The organism is Luteimonas dalianensis (assembly GCF_049339425.1).
Taxonomy (GTDB): Bacteria; Pseudomonadota; Gammaproteobacteria; order Xanthomonadales; family Xanthomonadaceae; genus Luteimonas; species Luteimonas dalianensis.
The window spans coordinates 125,903-141,668 of sequence record NZ_JBMPPO010000007.1; the positions used below are offsets into that span (position 1 = coordinate 125,903).

Here is a 15,766-nt window from a genome sequence, read left to right on the forward strand (position 1 = left end):
GCCTGAGACGATGGGGAACGACCGGCGACATCGCATGTCATGGCGGCCGCGCTCGCTGCAGGCGCGGCAGCTGCTGGCGGCCAGCCTGGGCCTGGTGGCGTTCCTGGCGCTGGCCGGCTATGCGCTCGACCGCGCCTTCGTCGACGTGGCCAGCCAGGGCCAGCGCGAGCGCCTGCGGGTGTTCGCCGAGTTCTACGCCGGCGCCGTCGAGTTCGCCCGCGACGACACCCTGATCCCGCCCGAATACCCGCCCGACGAGCGCTTCGAGCGTCCCGGCGGCGACCTGTACGCGGCGGTGGTGATGGAGGACAGCGACTGGTTCTCCGGCTCCGCCCAGGGGCCGCAGCTGCCGGATCTGGCCCTGCTGGAAGGCGGGCAAGTGCGCATCGACGGCCCGCTGCCGATGATCGACAGCGCCGGCCTGGCCGGCGAGGTGATCCGCTACGGCCGCGGCTTCGTGCTGGTGCGCGAAGTCGGCGGCGTGGAAACCGAAACCCCGTTCACCGTCTACATCATGGAGGACGCCGGCAGCCTGCCCAGCCAGGTGCTGGTGTTCCGCCAGGCGCTGTGGCGCTACCTGGGCGTGTCCGGGATCATCCTGCTGCTGCTGCAGACGGTGGTGCTGCGCTGGAGCCTGTGGCCGCTGCGGCGGGTGGAGGACGAGCTGACCCGGGTGCAGCGCGGCGGGCTCAACCGCATGGGCGAGGCGCATCCGCGCGAGCTGCTGCCGCTGACCGAGAGCATCAACGCCCTGATCGAAAGCGAGCGGCAGAACCTGGAGCACCAGCGCAACACGATGTCCGACCTGGCGCACAGCCTGAAGACGCCGCTGGCGGTGCTGCGCACGCGGCTGGACTCGGGCGCCAGCGACGCCGAGCTGCGCGAGGAGCTGGATACCCAGCTGCGGCGCATGGACGACATGGTCGGCTACCAGCTCGGGCGCGCCGCCTCCAGCGGCCACAAGCTGTTCGCCGCGCCGGTGGAAATCGAGCCGCACGCCGAGCAGATCGTGCGCGGGCTGGAGAAGATCTACGCCTCCAAGGGCGTGCTGTGCGAGTTCGACCTGGATCCGCAGGCGCGCTTCCACGGCGAGCCCGGTGACCTGCAGGAACTGCTGGGCAACCTGCTGGAGAACGCCTTCAAGTGGGCCCGCTCGCGCGTGCTGCTCACCGTCAGGCCGGGGGCTCCGGCGGCCAACCGGCGGCCCGGCCTGGTGCTGGTGGTGGAGGACGACGGCGCGGGGATCCCGCCTGACCGCATCGCCCGGGTGCTGCAGCGGGGCGTGCGCGGCGACGAGCGCGTGCACGGCCACGGCATCGGCCTGGCGATCGTGCAGACCCTGATCGACAGCTATCGCGGCGAGCTCGACGTCGGCCAGTCCGAAGAGCTCGGCGGGGCCCGTTTCGAAGTCACCCTCCCGCCCGGGCTGTAGCAGCGCGCTACGCGAAGGGCGAAGGGCCGTAGAAGCGTTCCAGGTGGGCGGCGACTTCGGGCATTTGCGCGCCCAGCGTGGCCGGGTCGCTGAAGTGGTACTCGCTGCACACGGCGAAGAACTCCTCGGGCGCCTCGGCCGCGTAGGGATCGACCGGGGTGTCCTCGCCACGCTCGACCCGGGCCACGAAGCCGTCGAAGCTGCGCTGGAAGTCACGCGCCCACTGCCGCTGCCAGTCGCGCGGCAGCGGCGGGGTGCCGTCGAGCACGCCGTCCAAGGCATCGATCTTGTGGGCCATCTCGTGAACGGCCACGCAGAATCCCGCCCGCGGCTGGGCCAGATCCGACTGCACGTCCGCCCAGGACAGGATCAGCGGCCCGGCCTCCCAGGCTTCGCCGATCAGCTCGTCGTCCCATTCGTGGAGCACGCCGGCCGCGTCCACGTGGGTGCGGTTCACCCGGAACGCCTCCGGGTACACGATCAGCTCCCGCCAGCCGGCCAGCCCGGTCTCGCCGAACTCCAGCACCGGCAGGCAGCACAGCGCCGCCAGCTGCGCGCGCTGCGCTTCGTCCAGCGTCAGCCCGCCCACCGGGGTGAAGACCTTGTCGGCCAGGAAGCGTGCCACCAGCTGCTGCAGCCGCGCATCGCGCGCCGCATCAAGCCGCGCGGCCCACGGGGTGCGGGCGCGGACGCTGTGCCAGAGGGAGGGATCGGGAAGCGGTGGCCCGCCGCGCAGGCGCCTGAGCAGGCCGAGCACGCCGGGGTGCCGGCCTCAGCGGAACATGCCGGGCAGCAGGTTGTGCATGCGCGGGGTGCGCACGCCGCTCTCGGCGTTGTCACCACCGCGCCGCGCCGGTGTGGCGCGCTCACCGGACGCCGCCTCGGCGTCGCCCACCTGGCCGCCGTCCGGCGCGAGCTCGCGCTCGTCCACGCCGGTCACCGAGGGGCAGCCGGGGTCGCCGTCGGGGCTTTCCATGCGGCCTTCGTTGGCCAGCAGCGGAAGGCTTGCGCCGGAAAGCAGCAGCATGAGGGTGATGCGCAGGATCATGGTGGTGGCCCGTGGGAGGGTCAGGGTGACCGCCTGACTTTTGCGGTCGACTTGGCACTATAACAACGATCCCGTCCGGCTGCTGTTGCGGCGCAGCAGAGCCTGCCCGCGGCCGGCGGGCGGCGGCCGGCACGCGGATGACATGTGGATAATCGGGTTCCCTGACCCCGTCCGGCGCCTGTCCATGCCTGTTTCCCCACCGTCCGAGCCGCTGTCGGATCGCGGCCTGCTTGAGCGCCTGCGCCAGGGCCCGGTCTCGGGCGACGCGCTGGCCCGCGACAGCGGCCAGACCCGGGCCGCGGTGTGGAAGCGGATCCAGGCGCTGCGCGCGGCGGGGCTGGCCATCGATGCCCGCCCCGGCAGCGGCTACGTGCTGGCGCAGCCGCTGGAGCTGCTGGACGCGGGCGCGATCCTTGCAGCGGTTCCCGCGCCGCTGCACGCGGACATTGCCGGGCTGGACGTGGCCTGGTCGATCGACTCCACCAATTCGGAGCTGCTGCGCCGGCCGCCGGCCGCGCGCGGCGTGCAGGTGCTGCTGGCCGAGCGCCAGAGCGGTGGCCGCGGGCGCCGCGGGCGCAGCTGGGAGTCGCCGCTGGCCGCCAACCTGTACCTGTCGCTGGCGCGGCGCTTCGATGCCGGCCTGGCGCGGCTGGGCGGGCTGGGGCTGGTGGCCGGGCTCGCAGTGGCCGAAGCGCTGCACGCGTGCGGGCTGGAGCAGGTGCGGCTGAAATGGCCCAACGACCTGGTCGTGCCGGCGCCCGATGGCAGCCTGCTGAAGCTGGGCGGCCTGCTGGTGGAGGGCGGTGGCGAGAACGCGGGCCCGGTGCGGGCGGTGATCGGCATCGGCCTCAACCTGCGCATGCCGGGACAGGCGGCGGCCGGCATCGGCCAGCCCTGGACTGACCTGCACGCGCTGGCCGGCGACGCCGCGCCCGGGCGCAACCGGCTCGCGGGCGAGTGTCTGGCGGCGCTGCTGCCGGCGCTGGATCGCTTCGACCGCGACGGCCTGGCCCCCTTCCTGGAGCGCTATGCGGCGCTGGACGCGCTGCTGGGCAGGCAGGTGCGGATCCATGGCGGCGACGGCGTGCGCACCGGCACTGCGCTGGGGATCGCCGCCGACGGCGCGCTGCGGGTGCGCATCGAAGGAGGCGAGCACGCCGTCCACGCGGGCGAGGTCAGCATCCGGCCCGGAGCAACGACGCCATGAGCCGCTGGCTGTTCGACCTGGGCAACTCGCGGCTCAAGGCCGCGCCGCTGGACGCGCAGGGCCGGATCGGCGCGGTGCAGGCGTTCGGACACGACGGCACGGGCTTGGAGCCCGGCTGGGAGGCGGCGCTGCCAGCGCGGATCGAATCGGCGGCGGTGGCCAGCGTGGTCTCCACGCCGCTGCGCACCGCGCTGCTGGATGCGCTGGCCGCGCGCTGCGGGCGGATCTCGCTGGCCGCCACCCTGCCGCGCTGTGACGGCGTCAGGATCGCCTACGCGCATCCGCAGCGGCTGGGCGTGGATCGGTTCCTCACACTGCTCGGCGCGCATGCGCGCGGCGGCGGGCCGTGGCTGCTGGTGGGGGTGGGTACGGCGCTGACGATCGACCTGCTCGATGTCGACGGCGTGCACCGGGGCGGCCGGATCGCGCCTTCTCCGCAGCTGATGCGCCAGGCCCTGCACGCCCGCGCGCCGCACCTGCCGGAGCCTGGTGGCGACTACGTGGAATTCGCCGGCGATACCGCCGATGCGCTGGCCTCGGGCTGCGAAGGCGCGGCTCTGGCGCTGGTCGAGCGCAGCCGCGAACACGCGCACCGCCTGCTGGGACGCGCGCCGCAGCTGCTTGTCCACGGCGGCGGCGCCGGGCCGGTGCTGGAGCGGATCGGCGGTGCCCGGGCGGCGCCTTCACTGGTGCTGGAAGGCCTGGCCCGCTGGCTGGGGATGGAACGGTCGCATTGACCGCCTAGAATCCAGCCATGCACCTGCGCGCACTGATCGTCCTGCTGCTTGCCATGAACGTCGGCGTCGCCCTGTGGTGGGCGCTGCGGCCGGCCCCGGCCGCCGAGCCGCCGCCGGCGCTGCCCGCCGACGTGCCGCGCCTGCTGCTGGCCTCCGAGGCGGATGCCGACACCCTGCAGGCGGTGCAGCTCAACGCCGCCAACGCCAACGTCCAGGCGGACGGCCCGCTGGCCGAAGGCGGCGATGCGGCGGCGGTGGCGGCGGAAGACCTGCAGTGCTTCAGCTTCGGCCCGTGGGCCGATCCGGCCGCGGCCGAGGCGGCCCGGGTCGCGCTGCAGGCGCAGGCGGTGCGGATCGTCGCCCGCGAAGTGCCCACCGGCATCACCGGATGGCGGGTGATGACGCCCGTCCACGCCGACCGCCAGGCGGCGCAGGCCACGGTGGCCCGGCTGGTCGAGGCCGGTTTCGACGACCACTTCATCATCGGCCAGGGCGAGGAGGCCAACGCGATCGCGCTGGGCCGCTTCGGTGCCGAGGCGTCGGCGCGGCGGCACGAGGCCGCGCTGCGCGAGGCGGGCTTTGAAGCCGTGTCCGAACCGCTTGGCGCGACCGGCAGCGAAACCTGGATCGACCTGGCCGCAGGCCCCGACTTCGATCCCGAGCCGGCGCGCGAAGATGCCGGCGCGACCCGGGCCGAACCGGCCGACTGCGCGCCGCTGCAATGAACCCGGGCCCGCGCCGCGTTAGAATGCGCGCCCGTCCCCCGTACCGGGGCCGTCCCAGGCCGGCATAGCTCAGCTGGTAGAGCAACCGCCTTGTAAGCGGTAGGTCGTCCGTTCGAGTCGGACTGCCGGCACCAGACCTGAAGGCGCCCATGACCCGCAAGCATCCTCCCGTTTCGATCTTCGGCGTGCCCACCGACGTGGGCGCCGGTCACCGCGGCACCCGCATGGGGCCCGAAGCACTGCGCATCGCAGGCCTGGCCGAGGCGCTGCGCGCGCGCGGCGTGGACGTGGTCGATCGCGGCAATGTCGGCGGGCCCGCCAACCCGTGGCAGGGCCCGGTCGATGGCTACCGCCACCTGGACGAGGTGGTGGCCTGGAACCGCGCCGTGCGCGAGGCCTCACTGGCCGAACTGCGCGCCGGCCGCATGCCGGTGATGATGGGCGGCGACCACTGCCTGGCGATCGGCTCGATCTCCGCCGTGGCTGACCACTGCCGCGAGCAGGGCCGCGAGCTGCGGATCCTGTGGCTGGACGCGCATGCCGACTTCAACACCAGCAACGTCACCCCGTCGGGCAACATCCACGGCATGCCGGTGGCGTGCCTGTGCGGGCTCGGCCCGGATGTGCTCACCGGCATCGGCGACCACGTGCCCGCGATCAGCCCCTCGCAGGTGAAGCAGATCGGCATCCGCTCGGTGGACGCGGAGGAGAAGCGCCTGGTCAAGCAGCACGGCCTGGACATCTACGACATGCGCTACATCGACGAGATGGGCATGAAGCGCACCATGCAGCAGGCGCTGGCCGGCCTGGACGACGGCGTGCACCTGCACGTGAGCTTCGACGTGGACATGCTGGATCCCGCGATCGCGCCGGGTACCGGCACCCGCGTGCCCGGCGGCCTGAACTACCGCGAGGCGCAGCTGGTGATGGAAATGATCGCCGACACCGGGCGCATGGCCTCGCTGGACATCGTGGAAGTCAGCCCGCCGCTGGACGATCGCAACGTCACCGCAGAGCTGGCGGTGGAGCTGGTGGAAAGCCTGTTCGGCAAGTCCACCCTGATGCGCGATTGACGCGGGTTGCGCAAAGCTGAATGCAGGGGCTTGGCGGAGGTCGTGTGGCGGGGTGATTCGCGCGGGCTTCACGCCCGGATGGGGTTTCATTACACCTGTCCACCAACCGATGAGGCGTCACATGAAGCGTTCAATCGCATTGCTGCTGCTGGCCATGTTCACCGCCGGTACCTTCACCGCCTGCAACACCGTGCGCGGTGCCGGCCAGGACGTTGAGCGGGCCGGCGAGAAGGTGCAGGAAGCCGCCGAGGACACCGGGGGCACGACCGACGGCTGAGGCCGGGTCGACCGCACGCAAGCAACGGGAAGCCGGCGCAAGCCGGCTTTCTTTTTGGGCGCTCTCCCACGCCTGTGCGCAGGGTGAACCGTTCATCCAGGTCAACGATCTCCAACGCAAATTTGACCGGGTTTTCAGGCCCCGTCCTGCACAGTGCAGGCGTACGGCGAACGCGCCGTGCGTTCCCTCCCCAACAGAGAGCAGACGCAATGAACAAGGACATCATTTCCGGCAAGTGGTCGCAGGTGAAGGGCAAGGCCCAGGCCAAGTGGGGCGACCTGACCGACGACGTGTTCGATGTCGCCGAAGGCAACAGCGAGTATCTGGCCGGCAAGCTGCAGGAGCAGTACGGCTGGGGTCGCGAGCGCGCCGAGCAGGAAGTGCGCGACTTCGAACGCACGCTCTGATCCGCGACCGCGCGGGCGGCGCCGAGGCGTGCGCCCGGCGCGGCCGCGTACAGGGGGGAACGGGCCGGCCATGCCGGCCCGTTCCTTTTGGGCCGCCTGCGTGCCCGCCGTGCCGGTTTATCGCGGGTCGGGGACGAAGCCGCCGGGGAACGCGTGCGGGCGCGCCTGGCCCGCGTAGTGGCGGTCGGGCCAGCGCACCGGGATGCCGAGGGCGGCGAGCCGCTCGGGCGCGTCGTAGCGCAGTTCGATCACCTGGGCCGGGTGCCGGCTGGCGCGCAGGAACGCGGTCTGGCCCACGGGTGCGCGTTCGTACCGGCCGTGCCCGGTGCCGATGCTTTGCCGGGCGCGCTGGGCATGGCTGCTCTCGGCCATCGCCGAATCCTCCGCCGCCGTGGCGCCTGCGCGGCGCGGTGCCGGGGCGACCGGCGGAGCAGGCTGCGGCCGCTGGCGCAGCGGGCGGCGTTCACGGAACGCAGCCACGCCGATCACGCCGACGTTGTCCGGACGGCCGGTGCGCGCGGCATAGCTGTTGGGCAGGTCGGTGAAGACGAAGCGGGCGACGCCGTCCAGCGACTTGCGCCAGCCGGTGATCTCGTGGGTCTGCCAGGGCGCGAGCACGTAGCCGGCCTGGGACGGGTCTGCGGTCTGGCCGGTGACGGCGTTGACCCCGTCCACCGACAGCACCACCAGCACCCGCTCGCCGCTGGTGTTGGTCAGGCGCACCGCGTAGTGGTGGCCCGGGCGGCCGGCGATCCAGGTGTCGCCGCGATGGCGGTGCGCGGGCAGGATGCGCCCGTGCTCGCGGTCGACGACGTCGACCCGGACCAGCGGCGAGGCGCCGAGCGGGGCGCAGGCGGTGGCGCCGGCAAGGGCGATGGACAGCAGCAGGATGATGCGGAACATGGCGATTCTCCGTGTGGGCGGCCCTGACAACGCCCGGGCGCGATGACCGGGGTTGCCAGCGGTTAAACTGCGGGGCCGCTTTTCCACCGTGTCCGCAATGTCCCCACGTCCGCTCCGCGTCCTTACCGGCATCAAGCCCACCGGCGTCCCGCACCTGGGCAACTACCTGGGCGCGATCCGCCCGGCGGTTGCCGCCAGCGCAGCGCCGGGGGTGGAGAGCTTTTTCTTCCTGGCCGACTACCACGCCCTGGTCAGCACCCAGGATCCGGCGCGGGTACAGCGCTCGACCCTGGAGGTGGCCGCCAGCTGGCTGGCCTGCGGGTTGGATCCGGCGCGGGTGGCGTTCTACCGCCAGTCCGACATCCCCGAGATCCCGGAGCTGACCTGGCTGCTGACCTGTGTGGCCGGCAAGGGCCTGCTCAACCGCGCCCACGCCTACAAGGCGGCGGTGGATCGCAACCGGGAAGAGGGCGAGGACGACGATGCGGGGATCAATGCCGGGCTGTTCATGTACCCGGTGCTGATGGCCGCCGACATCCTGCTGTTCAACGCCGACCGGGTGCCGGTGGGCCGCGATCAGGTGCAGCACATCGAGATGGCGCGCGATTTCGGCCAGCGCTTCAACCACCTGTATGGCGAACACTTCACCCTGCCCGAGGCGGCGGTGGAGGCGCAGGTGGCGACGCTGCCCGGCCTGGACGGGCGCAAGATGAGCAAGAGCTACGACAATGTGATCCCGCTGTTCGCCCCGCGCGAAACCCTGCGCAAACTGGTGTTTTCGATCGTCACCGACTCGCGCGCGCCCGGCGAGCCGAAGGACACCGAAGGCTCGGCGCTGTTCGAGATCTACCGGGCGTTTGCCAGCGCCGGGGAAACCGCGCGCATGCGCGAGGCCTACGCCGCCGGCATCGCCTGGGGCGAGGCCAAGGAGCAGCTGCTTGAACGCATCGACGTGGAGGTGGCGCCGCTGCGCGAGCGCTACGAGGCGCTGGTCGCCGATCCGGCCGCGATCGAGCATCGGCTGCGCGAGGGCGCCGCGCGCCTGCGCGAGGAGGTGGCCGCGCCGTTCCTGCGCGAGCTGCGCAAGGCGGTCGGCCTGCACGACCTGTCGCAGCCGCTGGGCGGCGACGGCGCCGCCGAGGTTGCTGCAGCGCCCGCGCCGCCGCAGTTCAAGCAGTACCGCGAAGCCGACGGGCGGTTCCACTTCAAGCTGGTCGACGGCGACCGGCTGCTGCTGCAGGGGCCGGGCCACGACTCGCCGCGCGATGCCGGACAGATGATCGCCCGGCTCAAGCGCGACGCGGGCGCGGGCCTGCACCACGTTGCCGGGGCCGGCGTGCACCTGGGCGAGGAGCTGGTGGGACAGCTGGGCGAGGCGGTAGCGATCGAGGAGCTTGCCGGGGCGCTGGCGCGGTTCGTGGAAGAGGCCTCGTGAACCCGCTGGTCGAGCTCAACCTGGCCCTGATCCTGTTCGTGCCCTGGTTCCTGATCCTGGGAGCGCTGTTCTGGATCTATCCGCGGCAGCCGCGGGGCACCGCGCGCCGGGTCTACGACATCGTGTCGCTGGTGCTGGCGGTGGTGGCGTTCGCGTACAGCCAGTACTGGTCGCTGGACGTGGCCGACCCCCAGTACGGCCCGATGTGGGGGCAGATCCTGGCCACCGCGCTGGCCTACGTGGTGTACCTGGCGGTGATGGCCATCGCGTTCTTCCTGCGGCCGCGGGTGCTGCGCGGGCGCTGATGCCCGCTCCTGCGACGAAAGCACAATCCCGGTTGCAGCCGGGCATACCTAGACTGCTGACATGAGCTTGGAGTTGGAGGCCGGTATGCCTGCCCGGGACGGCATTGTCACCATCGACACCGGATACGTGCGGCCGCGGTTCTGCGCCGCCTACCTGGTGGTCGAGCGCGGGCGCGCGGCGTTCATCGACACCGGCACCAGCCAGAGCGTGCCGCGGCTGCTGGCCGCGCTGGACGCGCACGGCCTGCGGCCGGCCGATGTCGACTGGGTGATTGCTACGCACGTGCACCTGGATCATGCCGGCGGCGCCGGGCCGCTGATGCGCGAGCTGCCCAACGCGACCTTTGCCGTGCATCCGGACGGCGCCCGGCACATGATCGACCCGTCGAAGCTGGAGGCGAGCGCGCGCGCCGTGTACGGCGAGGACTACGACCGCCACCACGGGCCGCTGGTGCCGATCCCCGAGGCCCGCCTGCGCAGCGTGGCCGACGGCGAGGTGCTCGACCTGGCCGGGCGCGCGCTGCGCTGCGTGCACACGCCCGGGCATGCGCGCCACCACCTGTCGGTGTGGGACGCGCGCAGCCGCAGCTGGTTCTGCGGCGACACCTTCGGGATTTCCTACCGCGAGCTGGATTCGGCGCGCGGCGCCTACATCGTTCCCAGCACCTCGCCGGTGCAGTTCGACCCGGACGCGCTGCGCGCCTCGCTGCGCCGGATCCTGTCCGAAGCGCCGGAGGCGGTGCACGTGACCCACTACGGGCGGGTCACCGGGGTGCAGCAGCTGGGCACCAGCCTGATCGCCCAGGTCGACGGCATGGTCGATCTGGCGCGCCGCTGCGACGGCGCTGCCGACCGCCATGAGCGGCTGGTGGAGGGCCTGGCCCGCAAATACACCGCCAACGCCCAGCGCCAGGGCATCGTGGATACCGCGCAGGTCACGCGGCTGCTGGAGATGGATATCGAGCTCAACGCCCAGGGCCTGGGCGTGTGGCTGGATCGCAGCCGCAGGGCCGCGTAGCAGGCGCCTGCCGTCCGGCGCCCGGACGGCAGGAGTGCTCCCGCTGCCTCAGTTGGGCAGGGACAGGTCGTCCAGCAGCGCCTTGAGGAAGCGCGCGGCCTCGCCGCCGGTGGCGGCGCGGTGGTCGAAGGTCAGCGAGATCGGCATCCGGCGGTGCACTTCCACCCCGCCCATCACCGCCACCACGTCGTGGCTGAGCTTGCCCGCGCCCACGATCGCCACGCACGGCGGCACCACCACCGGGGTGGCGTAGCGGCCGGCGAACATGCCGAAGTTGGACAGGCTGATGGTGTAGCCGGACAGCTCGCTGGCCGGGATCGAACGATCCTCGACCTGCTGGCGCAGGCGCTTGATCCCCGAGCGGATGCCGGCCGCGTCGAGCACGTCGGCGTTGCGCAGGGCCGGCACGAACAGGCCGTCCTCGGTGTCCACCGCGATGCCGATGTCCACGTGCGGGTGCATGGTGCGGGTCAGATCCTTGCCGTCGAACCAGGCGTTGAGCGCCGGCACCGCCTTCGCCGCGGCACAGATCGAGCGGATCAGGCGCGCGGTGATGTCCTGCTTGCCTTCCCAGGCGTGCAGGTCGGCGTCGTCCACCAGCGTGGTCGGCACCACCTGGGCGTGGGCGTCGGCCATCACCCGGGCCATGTTGCGGCGTACGCCCTTGAGCTGCTCGGGCTGGCCGCTGGCGCTGACCGACGGCGGCTGGGTGCGCATGGGCCGACCGCTGGCGGACACGCGGGTGCGGTCGCCGCTGTCGCGGGCGGCGGGCGCGGCTGCCGGCGCCGCGCGCGAGGGGGCGGCCGCCGGGGCGGAGCCGATCGCGGCGCTGCCGTCGGCCGCGGCCTGCTTGACGTCGGCCATGGTCACCACGCCGTCCGGGCCGGTGGCGCGCACGCGGCCGATGTCGACCTTGAGCTTGCGCGCCATCGCACGCACCGCCGGCACCGCCTTGACGCCGCCGGCGCTGCTGGCCTGCTCGGTGTGCACCGCGTCGGAGGACTGCATGGCGCCGACCACGGTGCCGGCATCCTGGCGCACCTCGCCCTTGGGTGCGGGCTCGCCATCGGCCTTGATGGCGCCGCCCTCGTCGGATGCGACCACGCGGTCGTCCGGCGCGGGATCCTGGCTGCCCACGCCGTTGTCGTCGCCACCGCCGTGGTGGTGGCCGGTGTCCTGGCCTTCGGCACGCTGCGGCATCGAGGGGTCGACCTCGAACTCGGCCAGCATCTTGCCGGTGACCACCACGTCACCGGCCGCGCCGGCCAGCCTGAGCACCTTGCCCGAGACCGGGGAGGGCACCTCGACCACGGCCTTGGCGGTTTCCATCGACACCAGCGCGTCGTCCAGGCGGATGGTGTCGCCTTCCTTGACGTTCCATTCGACGATGGTCGCGTCCGGCAGGCCTTCGCCCAGGTCGGGCAGGTAAAAGGTCTTCTTGTTGCTCATGTCGGTTTCCATGGGGCGGGCCGTGGCCCGCCGTTGAAGTCGGGACTGGGGATCAGCTGTGCTGCATCGCGCGTTTGGCCGCCTCGACCACGCGGTCGACGCTGGGCAGGAACTTCATTTCCAGCCGGAACAGCGGGATGTGCGTGTCCGGGCCGGTGACGCGTTCGACCGGGGCGACCAGGTCGTACATCGACTCCTCGGCCAGGCGGGCGGCGATCTCGGCGCCGAAGCCGGCGGTCTTCGGGGCTTCCTGCACGATCACGCAGCGGCCGGTGCGGCTGACCGACTCGGCGATGGTCTCGAAGTCCAGCGGGCGCAGGGTGGCCACGTCGATCACCTCGGCGCTGATGCCCTCGGCGGCCAGCTTGTCGGCGGCCTCCAGGGCCTCCTTCACCTGCGCGCCCCAGGTCACCAGGGTCACGTCGGTGCCGTCGCGCAGCACGTAGCACACGTCCAGCGGCAGCTCTTCGCCGTCGTCGGGCACGAGTTCCTTGTACTGGCGGTAGATGCGCTTGGGCTCGAAGAAGATCACCGGATCCGGCTCGCGGATCGCCGCCAGCAGCATGCCGTAGGCGCGCTGCGGCGAGGACGGCATGACCACGCGCAGGCCGGGCACGTTGGTGAAGATCGATTCGTTGGCCTCGCTGTGGTGCTCGGGCGCACGGATGCCGCCGCCCCACGGCACGCGCAGCACCATCGGGCACTCCAGGCGGCCGCGGGTGCGGTAGCGCATGCGCGCGGCGTGGCAGACGATGAAGTCGACCATCGGGTACATGAAGCCGTCGAACTGGGCCTCGGCGACCGGGCGCATGCCCTGGCTGGCCATGCCCACCGTGAGGCCGGCGATGGTGGTCTCGTCCAGCGGGGTGTCGATGACGCGCTCGGAGCCGAACTGCGCGTGCAGCCCGGCGGTGGCGCGGAACACGCCGCCGTTCACGCCCACGTCCTCGCCCAGCACCACGACGCGCTTGTCGTTGCGCATTTCGTAGGCCATGGCCTGGGTCAGGGCCTCGATCAGTGTGATCGGCGCGGCCTGCTTGTCGGCGCTCATGCCCGGCCCTCCCGTGCGATGGCCTGTTCGCGCTGTTCAAGCAGCTCGGCGGGCGGGTTGGCGTAGAGGTAGTCGAACATGGCTTCCACGGGCTGTACGGGGGTGTTGAGGTAGGCGTTGATCTCCACGTCCACCTTGTCCTCGCACTCGGCGAGCCAGGCCTTCTCTTCTTCCTCGCTCCACACGCCGGCGTCGGTGAGGTAGGTGCGCAGGCGGGTCATCGGCTCGCGCGTCCAGCCGTCCTTGACCTCGGCCTCGTCGCGGTAGCGGCTGGCGTCGTCGGCGGTGGTGTGGTCGTGCAGGCGGTAGGTCATCATCTCGATCACGGTGCCGCCTTCCCCCTTGCGGGCGCGCTCGGTGGCGCGGCGCATGCCTTCCAGCACGGCGATCAGGTCGTTGCCGTCCAGCTGCAGGCAGTGCAGGCCGCCGGCCAGGCCCTTCTGGGCCAGGGTCTCGGCGCCGGTCTGGGCGTGGCGGGGCACGGAGATGGCCCAGCCGTTGTTGATCACGCACAGCACCAGCGGGGCCTTGTAGGCGCCGGCGGAGTTCACCGCGGCGTAGAAGTCGGTCTTGGACGAGCCGCCGTCGCCGCAGCAGGCCACGGCCACGCGATCCTGCCCGCGCAGCTTGAACGACAGCGCCGCGCCGGCGGCCATCAGGCACTGGGTGGAGATGGGCACGCACCAGGGGTAATCACCCCTGGGGCCCTGGAAGTCGTTGCCGCGCTCGTCGCCGCCCCAGTAGAGCAGGACTTCGCGCGGCTGCACGCCGCGCATGAACTGGGCGCCGTATTCGCGGTAGCTGGGGGCGAACACGTCGTCTTCGCGCATCGAGGCGCCGATGCCGACGTGGGCGGCCTCGTGGCCCAGGCTGGCGGCATAGGTGCCGAGCTTGCCGGTGCGCTGGAGCTTGATCGACTTGCTGTCGAAGGTGCGCACGAACAGCATCTGCTTGAACAGGGGAACGAGCGTCTTCGGATCCCGGAATGCCTCGGGAAGCTCGCCGACGGGCTTGCCGTCGGGGCCGAGGTACTGCAGGTATTCGATCTCGAATTTGGCGGCGGAGGTCATGGAATCAGGGGGTTTGGGACAAGACCGCCATTCTAACTGGTCCGCGTTGCGCGGATATGGCGCGGTGCGGCATGACTTTGCTTGGGGGATTTGCTTGATCCCGGGGTTTGGGGTGCGGTGTGGGGATGACGGGTGCGAGGTGGAACCGTGATTGTTGACGCGGTGGGCTGGTGGGCCCCGCCGCGGCCGGCAGGCCTCTTCGCTTCATGTCCCCCGGAATCCGCCTGCCGGCGGATTCCTCCTCCTTTACTTACGCGAAGAGGCCTCCCGGCCACGGCGGGGCTTGGCTCCGGTTGGGGAAAAAGAAACCCCGGCGTGGGCCGGGGTTGAAGTGGTGACGGGAGGTTTTTCTCAGGGTGCGTAGCTGGCGCGGATGGAGAGGCGCCGGCCAGCGACACGGGCGTGCCGCCGCGGTTGAACAGCTCCACGTAGTCGCGGTCATACATCGCGCCGCTGTTGCCGCCGGCGCCGTAGACCTGGCTGATCACCACTTCCGCGTGCGCGTTGCCAGCGGCGCCCAGGCCGCACAGCACCAGCAGGCCGGCCAACAGGCCGCGTACGGACATGCTCATCGTTGCTCTCCCCTTCCTGGATTGAGGCCCGGCCGGGAAACCCCGGCGGGCGTGCAGGCTCCGTCGCGTGGCCGTGGCCTGCGGCGGTTCCCGGCAGCCCCCCCTGGATGCCGGAATCCCGATACTGCCCCGGGAACCATTGCGATTGCGTGACGCCTTGCGCACTCGGGTAATCTGCGCGCATGACCCAAGACCGCAACCAGCGCCCGCTCGAGGCGGGCATCCGCACCGACCTGGATGGCAGCCTGACCTACGGCGGCTACCTGCGCCTGGACCTGCTGCTGGACGCGCAGCGTCCGCTGTCGGATCCGCAGCATCACGACGAAATGCTGTTCATCGTCCAGCACCACGTCTCGGAGCTGTGGCTGAAGCTGATGATCCACGAGCTGGGCGCCGCGCTGGAGTACCTGCGGACGGACCAGCGCGGGCCATGCCGCAAGGTGCTGGCGCGCTGCAAGCAGGTGCTGCGCCAGCTGACCGAGCAATGGTCGGTGCTGGAGACGCTCACGCCGGCCGAGTACGCCGAGTTCCGGGACATCCTGGGGCCGTCGTCGGGATTCCAGTCGCTGCAGTACCGCACCATCGAATTCCAGCTCGGCAACAAGAACGCGGACATGCTCAAGGTGTTTGGCTACGACCCGGCCGGGCAGGAGCGGCTGCGCCAGGTGCTGGAGGCGCCGGGCCTGTACGACGAGTTCCTGCGCTACCTGGCGCGCCGGGGCCATGCGGTGCCCGAACGCCACCTGGAGCGGGACTGGAGCCGGCCGCACGTGCACGATGACGCGCTGGTGGACGTGTTCGCGGCCATCTACGCCGATACCGACAGCTTCTGGCGCGAGTATTCGCTGTGCGAGGACCTGGTGGACCTGGAGAGCCAGTTCCAGCTTTGGCGCTACCGCCACATGCGCACGGTGATGCGGATCATCGGCTTCAAGAAGGGTACCGGCGGCTCGAGCGGGGTGGGCTTCCTGAAGCAGGCGCTGGACCTGTCGTTCTTCCCGGAGCTGTTCGACGCGCGCACGCGGATCGGGCAGCCCGGCTGAGGCCGCGTGCCCGG

17 protein-coding genes and 1 tRNA gene are annotated in these 15,766 nt (G+C 71.6%); 12 read left to right on the forward strand and 6 right to left on the reverse strand.

What is annotated here, in order from left to right; translation table 11 throughout:
• Positions 1-55: 55 nt before the first annotated feature.
• The gene (locus tag ACOZ90_RS11495; RefSeq protein ID WP_422893896.1) at positions 56-1,432 is read left to right on the forward strand and encodes an ATP-binding protein; all 1,377 of its coding nucleotides are present in this window, start codon (positions 56-58) and stop codon (positions 1,430-1,432) included.
• A 7-nt stretch (positions 1,433-1,439) separates the two neighbouring features.
• On the opposite strand, the gene ACOZ90_RS11500 is transcribed toward ACOZ90_RS11495, so the two are convergent.
• On the reverse strand, positions 1,440-2,180 hold the full coding sequence (locus tag ACOZ90_RS11500; RefSeq protein ID WP_422893897.1) for a M90 family metallopeptidase: 741 nt from the start codon (positions 2,178-2,180) through the stop codon (positions 1,440-1,442).
• 24 nt (positions 2,181-2,204) lie between these two features.
• Complete coding sequence (locus tag ACOZ90_RS11505) at positions 2,205-2,480, reverse strand: hypothetical protein (RefSeq protein ID WP_422893797.1); 276 nt, start codon at positions 2,478-2,480, stop codon at positions 2,205-2,207.
• Between the two features lie 211 nt (positions 2,481-2,691).
• Here ACOZ90_RS11505 and birA point away from each other — a divergent pair, with 211 nt between their 5' ends.
• The 7 genes from birA (at position 2,692) to ACOZ90_RS11540 (ending at position 6,906) form a co-directional block, all read left to right on the forward strand.
• Entirely contained in the window at positions 2,692-3,687 is a 996-nt protein-coding gene (gene birA, locus ACOZ90_RS11510; RefSeq protein ID WP_422893898.1) for a bifunctional biotin--[acetyl-CoA-carboxylase] ligase/biotin operon repressor BirA, read from the forward strand.
• The gene (locus ACOZ90_RS11515) at positions 3,684-4,424 is read left to right on the forward strand and encodes a type III pantothenate kinase (RefSeq protein ID WP_422893798.1); all 741 of its coding nucleotides are present in this window, start codon (positions 3,684-3,686) and stop codon (positions 4,422-4,424) included. Before birA ends, ACOZ90_RS11515 begins: the two co-directional genes overlap by 4 nt.
• 17 nt (positions 4,425-4,441) lie before the next feature.
• Positions 4,442-5,149, forward strand: a complete 708-nt coding sequence (locus tag ACOZ90_RS11520; RefSeq protein ID WP_422893799.1) for a hypothetical protein — start codon at positions 4,442-4,444, stop codon at positions 5,147-5,149.
• A 58-nt stretch (positions 5,150-5,207) separates the two neighbouring features.
• Positions 5,208-5,283 (forward strand) — tRNA-Thr (locus ACOZ90_RS11525).
• 15 nt (positions 5,284-5,298) lie between these two features.
• Positions 5,299-6,222 (forward strand): arginase, encoded by a 924-nt coding sequence (rocF, locus tag ACOZ90_RS11530; protein ID WP_422893800.1) that lies wholly within the window; start codon positions 5,299-5,301, stop codon positions 6,220-6,222.
• 121 nt (positions 6,223-6,343) lie between these two features.
• A complete protein-coding gene (locus ACOZ90_RS11535) occupies positions 6,344-6,499 on the forward strand; it encodes an entericidin A/B family lipoprotein (RefSeq protein ID WP_095207979.1) in 156 nt (51 codons plus the stop codon).
• Between the two features lie 209 nt (positions 6,500-6,708).
• Positions 6,709-6,906 carry a CsbD family protein gene (locus tag ACOZ90_RS11540; RefSeq protein WP_422893801.1) on the forward strand — a complete coding sequence of 66 codons (198 nt, stop codon included), beginning with the start codon at positions 6,709-6,711 and terminating at the stop codon, positions 6,904-6,906.
• Between the two features lie 117 nt (positions 6,907-7,023).
• Here the strand turns inward: ACOZ90_RS11540 and ACOZ90_RS11545 are convergent, their stop codons facing one another.
• On the reverse strand, positions 7,024-7,809 hold the full coding sequence (locus tag ACOZ90_RS11545) for a hypothetical protein (protein ID WP_422893802.1): 786 nt from the start codon (positions 7,807-7,809) through the stop codon (positions 7,024-7,026).
• Positions 7,810-7,906: 97 nt separating this feature from the next.
• Between ACOZ90_RS11545 and ACOZ90_RS11550 the strand changes: the two genes are divergently transcribed.
• The 3 genes from ACOZ90_RS11550 to ACOZ90_RS11560 all read left to right on the forward strand — a co-directional run bounded on the left by ACOZ90_RS11550 (position 7,907) and on the right by ACOZ90_RS11560 (position 10,567).
• A complete protein-coding gene (locus ACOZ90_RS11550; RefSeq protein WP_422893803.1) occupies positions 7,907-9,244 on the forward strand; it encodes a tryptophan--tRNA ligase in 1,338 nt (445 codons plus the stop codon).
• Positions 9,241-9,549: a hypothetical protein gene (locus tag ACOZ90_RS11555; RefSeq protein ID WP_422893804.1), complete on the forward strand. Its 309-nt coding sequence runs from the start codon at positions 9,241-9,243 to the stop codon at positions 9,547-9,549. Before ACOZ90_RS11550 ends, ACOZ90_RS11555 begins: the two co-directional genes overlap by 4 nt.
• Positions 9,550-9,634: 85 nt before the next feature.
• Positions 9,635-10,567, forward strand: coding sequence for an MBL fold metallo-hydrolase (locus ACOZ90_RS11560; RefSeq protein ID WP_422893899.1), 933 nt, complete (start codon positions 9,635-9,637; stop codon positions 10,565-10,567).
• Positions 10,568-10,615: 48 nt separating this feature from the next.
• Here ACOZ90_RS11560 and ACOZ90_RS11565 read toward each other — a convergent pair whose 3' ends face one another.
• From ACOZ90_RS11565 to pdhA, 3 genes are read right to left on the reverse strand one after another with little or no spacing between them, the layout of a single operon-like run.
• Positions 10,616-12,016 (reverse strand): dihydrolipoamide acetyltransferase family protein, encoded by a 1,401-nt coding sequence (locus tag ACOZ90_RS11565; RefSeq protein WP_422893805.1) that lies wholly within the window; start codon positions 12,014-12,016, stop codon positions 10,616-10,618.
• A 52-nt stretch (positions 12,017-12,068) separates the two neighbouring features.
• Positions 12,069-13,067 carry an alpha-ketoacid dehydrogenase subunit beta gene (locus ACOZ90_RS11570; RefSeq protein ID WP_422893806.1) on the reverse strand — a complete coding sequence of 333 codons (999 nt, stop codon included), beginning with the start codon at positions 13,065-13,067 and terminating at the stop codon, positions 12,069-12,071.
• Positions 13,064-14,137, reverse strand: coding sequence for a pyruvate dehydrogenase (acetyl-transferring) E1 component subunit alpha (gene pdhA / locus ACOZ90_RS11575; RefSeq protein ID WP_422893807.1), 1,074 nt, complete (start codon positions 14,135-14,137; stop codon positions 13,064-13,066). The genes ACOZ90_RS11570 and pdhA overlap by 4 nt, the downstream gene beginning before the upstream one ends.
• Before the next feature lie 754 nt (positions 14,138-14,891).
• Between pdhA and ACOZ90_RS11580 the strand changes: the two genes are divergently transcribed.
• Positions 14,892-15,752 (forward strand): tryptophan 2,3-dioxygenase, encoded by an 861-nt coding sequence (locus ACOZ90_RS11580; RefSeq protein ID WP_422893808.1) that lies wholly within the window; start codon positions 14,892-14,894, stop codon positions 15,750-15,752.
• Positions 15,753-15,766 lie beyond the last annotated feature (14 nt).